The following is an 8398-nucleotide window of genomic DNA, read 5'->3' on the forward strand; positions in this document are numbered from 1 at the left end:
CCGTGCCGACGACCTGCGAAGGAACACCATGAGAAGCACGACGGCTCGCCGCACCGACCCGCGCGTCCCCCCGGCGTGGCTCCCCCGAGCGCTGCTCATGGTCGTCGTGGCCACGTTCGCCGCGCTGCTCACCTGGCGTGCCGCAGGCCAGCTGGGCGCGGTGCTGACGATCCTCGTCTCCGCGTGGTTCATCGCGCTCGCGATGGAGCCGCCCGTGCGGTGGCTCGTGGGTCGGGGCATGCGCCGCGGCATCGCGACGGGCATCGTCCTGTTCGGGTCGTTGCTGGCGTGCCTGGGCATCCTCACCGTCTTCGGGCAGCTCTTCGTCGCGCAGCTCGTCGAGCTCATCAAGGCGGTGCCCGGTCTGTACGTGCAGCTCACCGAGTTCGTGATGGAGGCCTTCGACTACGAGCTGCCCGCGACCGACAAGGTCCTGACCCAGCTCGTCGACAGCTGGGGGGCGAACGTCGCGCAGGGCGTCATCGGCCTCGGTGGGACGATCCTGGGCGGGCTGTTCATGATCTCGGCGGTGCTGCTCGTCGTGTTCTACATGGTCGCGCAGGCACCGCGGTTCCGGGCCTCGATCTGCAGCCTGCTCGCCCCTGAGCGGCAGCGCGAGGTGCTGCGCGTGTGGGAGGAGTCCCAGGACCAGGTGTCCAACTTCCTCAGCTCACGCATCCTGCTCGCGGTCGTGTCCGCGTTGGCGACCTTCGTGTTCCTCACGGTCGTGCACGTGCCCTACGCGGTGCCGCTCGCGGCGTTCACGGGTCTGGTCTCGCAGTTCGTGCCGACGATCGGCACGTACATCGGCGGCGCGCTGCCCCTCGCGGTCGCGCTGTCCGTGAGCCCGCTGACCGGCCTCGGGGTCGTGATCTTCGTGGTGGTCTACCAGCAGATCGAGAACCTGCTGCTGGCGCCCAAGATCTCGGCCCACACCATGGAGCTCAACCCCGCCGTCGCGTTCGTGGCCGTGCTGGCCTTCGGCGCCGTGTTCGGGCCGCTCGGGGCGTTCCTCGCCCTCCCCGTCGCCGCGACCCTCAAGGCGGTCTCGGGCGCGTACCTCACGCGGCACGAGCTCGTGGACTCGGCGCTCCTCGTCGACCGGGTCCGCGGCGACAGGACCCCCGCCGAGTCCGACGACGCGACCGACGCGGATCCCGACGTCGACGGGCGCGACACCGCCGATGCCGAGCCGACGAGCGAGCCCGCGACCGCCGGCACCGCTCAGGTGTAGAAGACCCGTTCGACCACGGCCCGCGCCCGGCGCGCGGTGCGCAGGTACTCCTCCTCGAGCTCGCCCCCCGAGCCCGACGGGTACCCGAGCACCCGCGCGACCCCCTCGAGCGCCTGCCGGTCGTGCGGCAGCACGTCAGCGTGCGCTCCTCCGGCCCGCCCGCTCCACAGCACCACCGCGTCGCGCAGCCGCGAGGCGAGCTCCCACGCGTCGGCGAGCACCTGCGCGTCACCGCCGTCGAGCAGGCCCGCGCCGGTCGCGGCCTCGAGCGCCGCGAGCGTCGACGTGGTGCGCAGCCCCACGACCTCGTGCGCGTGCTGCAGCTGGAGCAGCTGCGCCGTCCACTCGACGTCGGAGATCCCGCCGCGCCCGAGCTTGAGGTGACGCGCGGGGTCGGTGCCGCGCGGCAGCCGCTCGGACTCGACCCGGGCCTTGATCCGGCGCACCTCCCGCACGTCGGCCGCGTCCAGGCCACCCGCCGGGTAGCGCAGCGGCGCGACGAGCTCGACGAACCGCTCGCCCAGCGCGGCGTCGCCCGCGACCGGCCGTGCGCGCAGCAACGCCTGGCTCTCCCAGGGCGAGGACCAGCGCTGGTAGTACTCGGCGTACGCGTCGAACGAGCGCACGAGCGGCCCGTTGCGCCCCTCGGGGCGCAGTGCGGCATCGACCTCGAGCGCCGGCTCGGGACCCACCTCGCCGAGCGCCCGACGCAGCCGCGTCACGGCGGCGAGGGCGAACTCCTGGGCCTCGACGGGGTCGGCGCCGACGACCGGGTCGTGCACGAACAGCACGTCGGCGTCCGAGGAGTAGCCCATCTCGCCGCCGCCCAGGCGTCCCATCGCGACGACCAGCAGCCGGGTCGGGTCCTCGACGAGGCCACGCTCGGCCCGGGTCTCGGCGGTCGCGACCCGCAGCGCACCCGCGAGCACCACGTCGGCCGAGTTCGACAGGCTCTGCGCGGCGCGGGTGCCCGTCACCACCCCCAGCACGTCCGCGGCGGCGGCCCGGGCGAGCTCGCGTCGGCGCAGGGCCCGCAGCGCGACGACCGCGGGGCCGGGATCGGTCGCGCGGGTGAGGATCGCGTCGGCCTCGGCCGTGAGCCGCTCGTGGGTCGGCGGCTGGAGCTCGGCGTCGTCCGCGAGCCACGTGACCGACTCGGGCGAGCGCGACAGGGCGTCGGACACGTAGCGCGACGTCGAGAGCACCCGTGCGAGCCGGTGCGCCGCCAGCCCCGAGTCGCGCAGCAGCTTGAGGTACCAGTGGGTGGTCCCGAGCTCCTCCGAGAGGCGCCGGAACGCGAGGAGCCCCGCGTCGGGGTCGGCGCCGTCCGCGAACCAGCCGAGCATCACGGGCAGCAGCTGGCGCTGGATCGAGGCTCGGCGCGAGACCCCCTCGGTGAGCGCGGCGATGTGCCGCATCGCGCCGGCGGGGTCGCGGTAGCCGATGGCTGCGAGCCGGGCACGCGCGGGCTCCGGGGCCAGGCTCGCCTCCTCGGCCGAGAGCTGCGCGGTCGCGGGCAGCAGCGGCCGGTAGAACAGCTCCTCGTGCAGCCGCCGCACGTCGCGGCGCACCACGCGCCACCTGTCGGTCAGGCCCTGCGCCCCGTCGGCCCGCATGCCCACCGACCGGGCGAGACGGCGCAGGTCGGCCTCGGCCGCGGGCATGAGGTGCGTCCGGCGAAGCCGGTAGAGCTGGATCCGGTGCTCGAGCGCCCGCAGGAACCGGTAGCAGACCGCGAGCTGCGCGGCGTGCTCGCGGCCCACGTACCCGCCGGCCGCGAGCGCCGCCAGGGCCGTGAGCGTGTGCGGGCTGCGGATCGACTCGTCGGCCCGCCCGTGCACGAGCTGCAGCAGCTGCACGGTGAACTCGACGTCCCGCAGCCCGCCCTTGCCCAGCTTGAGCTGCCGGTCGGCCTCCGCGGCGGGCACGTTGTCCTCGACCCGGCGGCGCATCGCCTGGGAGTCCTCGACGAAGTTCTCCCGCTGCACCGCTGCCCACACCATGGGGTTGACGGTCTCGACGTACGCGCGCCCCAGGTCGGGGTCGCCCGCGAGGTGGCGGGCCTTGAGCAGCGCCTGGAACTCCCACGTCTTGGCCCAGCGCTCGTAGTAGGCGCGGTGGCTCGCGAGCGTGCGGACCAGGGGGCCGTTCTTCCCCTCGGGGCGCAGCGCCGCGTCGACGGGCCACAGCGCCGGTTCGCCCGACGCGGTCGAGCACGCCCGGGCGAGCCCCGTGGCGAGCCGGGCGCCGGTCGCGAGCGCGTCGTCCTCGCTCGCGCCCTCGACCGGCTCGGCGACGTACACCACGTCGACGTCGCTCACGTAGTTGAGCTCGCGACCCCCGCACTTGCCCATGCCGATGACGGCGAGCCGCACCCCCGCGCCGTGGTCGTCGAGGTCCGCGCGGGCGATCGCGAGGGACGCCTCGAGCGCCGCACCGGCGAGGTCGGCGAGCGCGGCACCGACCGCGGGCAGCTGGGAGATGGGCTCGTGGCAGCACAGGTCCGTCGCGGCGATGCGCACGAGCCGACGCTGGTAGGCGCGCCGCATCGCGTCGATCGCGCTCGCTCCCCCGTCGGCGGCGACGGGGACGTCGGCCTCCGGGTCGGCGCCCACGGCCTCGAGCAGCTCCGCGCGGACGTGCGCGGCGGGCACCCCCGTGCCCGAGGTCGGGTCGGCGAGGACCGCCAGGTGCTCGGGGTGGGCCGTGAGGTTGTCGCCGAGCGCGACCGACGCGCCCGCGACAGCGAGCAGCCGGTCGCGGCCCGGCCCGTCCTCGCCGAGCAGCCGGGACAGGAGCGCGCGCAGCTCGGGGTCGTGCGCGACCGCCCCGGCGACCTTGGCGAGCGTGAGCAGCGCCAGGTCGGGATCGGCCACCTCGGTGAGCGGACCCAGCAGCGTCTCGGCAGGGTCGGGCACCACGGCGGTGAGCGCGTGGTCGTCGAGCAGGCGCTCGGCCCGTGCGACGTCCTCGAAACCTGCGCGGGTCAGACGGCCCGCCAGGGAGCCCGTGCGTCGTCCTGTGCTGCTCACGTGATCACGCTACCCATGCCCGGCGCACCGTCCGGCCGCTCACAGCAGGGGCAGGAACCGCCGCAGCTCGTACTGCGTGACCTGCGCCCGGTACTCGTCCCATTCCTGGCGCTTGTTCTTCAGCACGAAGTCGAACACGTGCTCTCCGAGCGTCTCGGCGACCAGCTCGGACTTCTCCATCACAGCGATCGCGGCCTCGAGGGACGTCGGCAGCGGCTCGATGCCCAGCGCTCGGCGCTCGGCGTCGGTCAGCTCCCACACGTCGTCCTCGGCGCCCTCGGGCAGCTCGTAACCCTCTTCGATGCCCTTGAGGCCCGCGGCCAGCAGCACAGCGAACGCGAGGTACGGGTTCGTCGCGGAGTCCACCGCGCGGTACTCGACCCGGCTCGAGTTACCCTTGCCGGGCTTGTACATGGGCACCCGGACCAGGGCCGAACGGTTGTTGTGGCCCCAGCACACGTAGCTCGGCGCCTCGGCGCCGCCCCACAGCCGCTTGTAGGAGTTCACGAACTGGTTCGTCACGGCCGTGATCTCGGCCGCGTGCCTCAGGACACCGGCGATGAAGCTGCGGGCGACCTTCGACAGCTCGAGGTGCGCGCCGGGCTCGTGGAACGCGTTGCGGTCCCCCTCGAACAGCGACAGGTGCGTGTGCATGCCCGATCCGGGCTGGTCGGCGAGCGGCTTGGGCATGAACGAGGCGAACACGCCCTGCTCGAGCGCGACCTCCTTGACGACCGTGCGGAACGTCATGATGTTGTCCGCGGTCGTCAGCGCGTCCGCGTAGCGCAGGTCGATCTCGTTCTGGCCCGGCCCCGCCTCGTGGTGCGAGAACTCGACCGAGATGCCCATCGACTCGAGCATCGTGATCGCGGCGCGCCGGAAGTCGTGCGCGGTGCCGCGCGGCACGTGGTCGAAGTAGCCGCCCGAGTCGACGGGGACGAGCGGGCGCAGCGGGTCGGCCGGCGCCTCGAACAGGTAGAACTCGATCTCGGGGTGCGTGTAGAACGTGAAGCCCTGCGCGCTGGCCTTCGCGAGCGCGCGCTTGAGCACGTTGCGCGAGTCGGCGAGCGACGGCTGGCCGTCGGGCGTGAGGATGTCGCAGAACATGCGGGCGGTGCCGTGCCGCTCACCGCGCCACGGCAGGATCTGGAACGTCGTCGGGTCGGGCCGGGCGATCATGTCCGCCTCGTAGACCCGGGTGAACCCCTCGATCGAGCTGCCGTCGAAGCCGATGCCCTCGGAGAAGGCGGCCTCGAGCTCGGCCGGGGCGATCGCGACGGACTTGAGCATGCCGAGCACGTCGGTGAACCAGAGGCGGATGAAGCGGATGTCCCGCTCCTCGACCGTGCGGAGCACGAACTCCTGCTGCCTGTCCATGCGGTACATCCTGCCTGATGCGCGTGGTGGGTGTTGACATACCGGTGGGGCGATTCTCGGACGGATGTCCTCCTCACGGGGGCCTAGGCTCGACGCATGGCACTGCGCATCGCCCTCGCCCAGATCGACACGTGCGTCGGTGACGTCGACGGCAACGCCGGGGCGGTGCTCGAGTGGTCGCGGCGCGCGGCCGACGCGGGCGCCGACCTCGTGGTCTTCCCCGAGATGACGATCACCGGCTACCCCATCGAGGACCTGGCCCTGCGGGCCTCCTTCCGTCGGGGTGCGGAACGCGCCCTCGAGCGCACCGCGACCGAGCTCGAGGCCGGTGGCCTGGGTGACCTCGCGGTCGTCGTCGGCACCGTCGGTGAGAAGACCGTGCGCGAGCACGAGGGGACCCCGGCGCGCCCGACCAACCAGGCGGTGCTGCTCCAGCACGGTCACGTGGTCCAGCGCTACGACAAGCACCACCTGCCGAACTACGGCGTGTTCGACGAGTTCCGCATCTTCACCCCGGGCGACGACACGTGCGTGCTGGACGTGCGCGGCCACCGCGTCGGCGTGGTGGTCTGCGAGGACATCTGGCAGGACGGCGGCCCCGTGTCGCAGATGGACGAGCACGAGATCTCCCTGCTCGTGGTCCTCAACGGCTCGCCGTTCGAGGAGGGCAAGGGGCACGTGCGCACCGAGCTCGCGGCACGACGTGCGGGTGAGGTCGACGCCCCGGTCGCGTACGTGAACATGGTCGGCGGGCAGGACGACCTGGTCTTCGACGGCGGCTCGTTCGTCGTCGCGGCCGACGGCACGCTGCTGGCCCGCGCGCCCCAGTTCGTCGAGCACCTGCTCGTGTGGGACCTCGACGACGGCGCGCCGCGCTCTGGCGAGATCGCCCCGCACCTGGGCGCCGACGAAGAGGTGTACAGCGCGCTCGTGACCGGGCTGCGCGGCTACGCGACCAAGAACGGCTTCCGGTCGGTCGTGCTCGGGCTCTCGGGCGGCATCGACTCGGCGCTCGTGGCCGCGATCAGCGCCGACGCGCTGGGCGGGGAGAACGTCGTGGGCGTCTCGATGCCGTCGCGCTACTCCTCGGAGCACTCGAAGGACGACGCGGCCGACCTGGCCGAGCGGATCGGCGCGCACTACCGCGTCGAACCCATCGGCACGATCGTCGGGGCGTTCGAGGCCCAGCTGGGGCTCGATGGTGTCGCGGCCGAGAACCTGCAGGCGCGGGTGCGCGGCATGATCCTCATGGGGCTGTCCAACGCCGAGGGCCACCTCGTGCTCGCCACGGGCAACAAGAGCGAGCTCGCCGTGGGCTACTCGACGATCTACGGCGACGCCGTCGGCGGCTACGCCCCGCTCAAGGACGTCGACAAGTCACGGGTGTGGGCGCTGTCGCGGTGGCGCAACCACGCCGCGATCGACGCGGGCCAGATGCCGCCCATCCCCGAGAGCTCGATCACCAAGCCCCCGTCCGCCGAGCTGCGCCCCGGCCAGGTGGACCAGGACTCGTTGCCGCCCTACGACCTGCTCGACGAGGTGCTGGACGCCTACGTCGAGAACGCCGAGGGGCGCGCCGAGCTTCTCGCCCGCGGCTACGACCCGGAGGTCGTGGACAAGGTGCTCTCGCTCGTGGACCGCGCCGAGTGGAAGCGCCGCCAGTACCCCCTGGGCCCCAAGGTCACGGCCCTCGCGTTCGGCCGGGACCGTAGGCTGCCCATCACGACGCGCTGGCGCGAGCCCTGACAGGTGGCCCTCGCGCCCGAGACCGTCAGCACAGACCCGAGACCGTCAGCACAGGCAGTGCGCCCGGACCCACAGGAGCTTTCCCGATGACGAACACCACCAAGCGCGTGCGAGTGCACCACCTGCGCGAGGCCAAGGAGCGCGGCGAGAAGCTCACGATGCTCACCGCCTACGACGCCCCCACGGCCCGCATCTTCGACGAGGCGGGCATCGACCTGCTGCTCGTCGGCGACTCGATCGGCAACACGATGCTGGGCCTCGAGACGACCATCCCGGTCACCGTCGACGAGCTCGTGCCGCCGGCCCGCGCCGTCGTGCACGCCGCCAAGCGCGCCCTCGTGGTCGTGGACCTCCCGTTCGGCTCGTACGAGGCGGGCCCCGAGCAGGCCCTGGCGACCGCCGTGCGGATGTTCAAGGAGACCGGTGCGCACGCCGTCAAGCTCGAGGGCGGACGGCGGATCGCGGCCCAGGTGCGGGCACTGACCGACGCGGGCATCCCCGTGTTCGGGCACCTGGGGTTCACCCCGCAGTCCGAGAACCTGCTCGGCGGCAAGCGCGTGCAGGCCCGTGACGAGGACGCCGCCGAGCTGCTCAGCGAGGACGCGGTCGCGCTGCAGGAGGCGGGCGCGGTCGCGGTCGTGCTCGAGATGGTCCCGTCGCCCGTCGCGGCGCGCGTGACCGAGATCCTGCACGTCCCGACGATCGGCATCGGCGCGGGCTCCGACTGCGACGGCCAGGTGCTCGTGTGGCTCGACATGGCCGGCATGGGCGGCTGGTCGCCGCGCTTCGCCAAGCAGTACGCCCAGATCGGGCAGGCCCTGGGCGAGGCGGCGCGGGCCTACGCGGCCGAGGTGCGCGGTGGTGCGTTCCCCGACGACGAGCACTCGTTCCTCGTCTGAGGAGCTGTCCACCGGACGTGGGGGGGGGGGGGGGGGGGGGGGGGGGGGGGGAAGGCCACCCACCAAGAGGGCACACACAAACACCCACCCTCCCCTCTCCGGGGGGGGGG

Annotated in this window: 5 protein-coding genes; 3 read left to right on the top strand and 2 right to left on the bottom strand. The window is 73.1% G+C overall.

Annotated elements, in window-relative coordinates:
* Positions 1-28 precede the first annotated feature (28 nt).
* A complete protein-coding gene (locus ACGIF2_RS03035) occupies positions 29-1234 on the top strand; it encodes an AI-2E family transporter (RefSeq protein WP_396043314.1) in 1206 nt (401 codons plus the stop codon).
* Here ACGIF2_RS03035 and ACGIF2_RS03040 read toward each other — a convergent pair.
* On the bottom strand, positions 1225-4266 hold the full coding sequence (locus tag ACGIF2_RS03040) for a bifunctional [glutamine synthetase] adenylyltransferase/[glutamine synthetase]-adenylyl-L-tyrosine phosphorylase (protein WP_396043316.1): 3042 nt from the start codon (positions 4264-4266) through the stop codon (positions 1225-1227). The two genes, ACGIF2_RS03035 and ACGIF2_RS03040, sit on opposite strands and share 10 nt — an antisense overlap.
* 39 nt (positions 4267-4305) lie before the next feature.
* Positions 4306-5643 carry a type I glutamate--ammonia ligase gene (gene glnA, locus ACGIF2_RS03045; RefSeq protein ID WP_396043318.1) on the bottom strand — a complete coding sequence of 446 codons (1338 nt, stop codon included), beginning with the start codon at positions 5641-5643 and terminating at the stop codon, positions 4306-4308.
* A 96-nt stretch (positions 5644-5739) separates the two neighbouring features.
* Between glnA and ACGIF2_RS03050 the strand changes: the two genes are divergently transcribed.
* Together ACGIF2_RS03050 and panB are read left to right on the top strand one after the other, a co-directional pair.
* Complete coding sequence (locus ACGIF2_RS03050; protein ID WP_396043320.1) at positions 5740-7389, top strand: NAD+ synthase; 1650 nt, start codon at positions 5740-5742, stop codon at positions 7387-7389.
* An 86-nt stretch (positions 7390-7475) separates the two neighbouring features.
* The gene (gene panB / locus ACGIF2_RS03055) at positions 7476-8288 is read left to right on the top strand and encodes a 3-methyl-2-oxobutanoate hydroxymethyltransferase (RefSeq protein WP_396043322.1); all 813 of its coding nucleotides are present in this window, start codon (positions 7476-7478) and stop codon (positions 8286-8288) included.
* Positions 8289-8398: the final 110 nt, after the last annotated feature.

It is taken from the genome of Cellulomonas sp. P22, assembly GCF_044392165.1.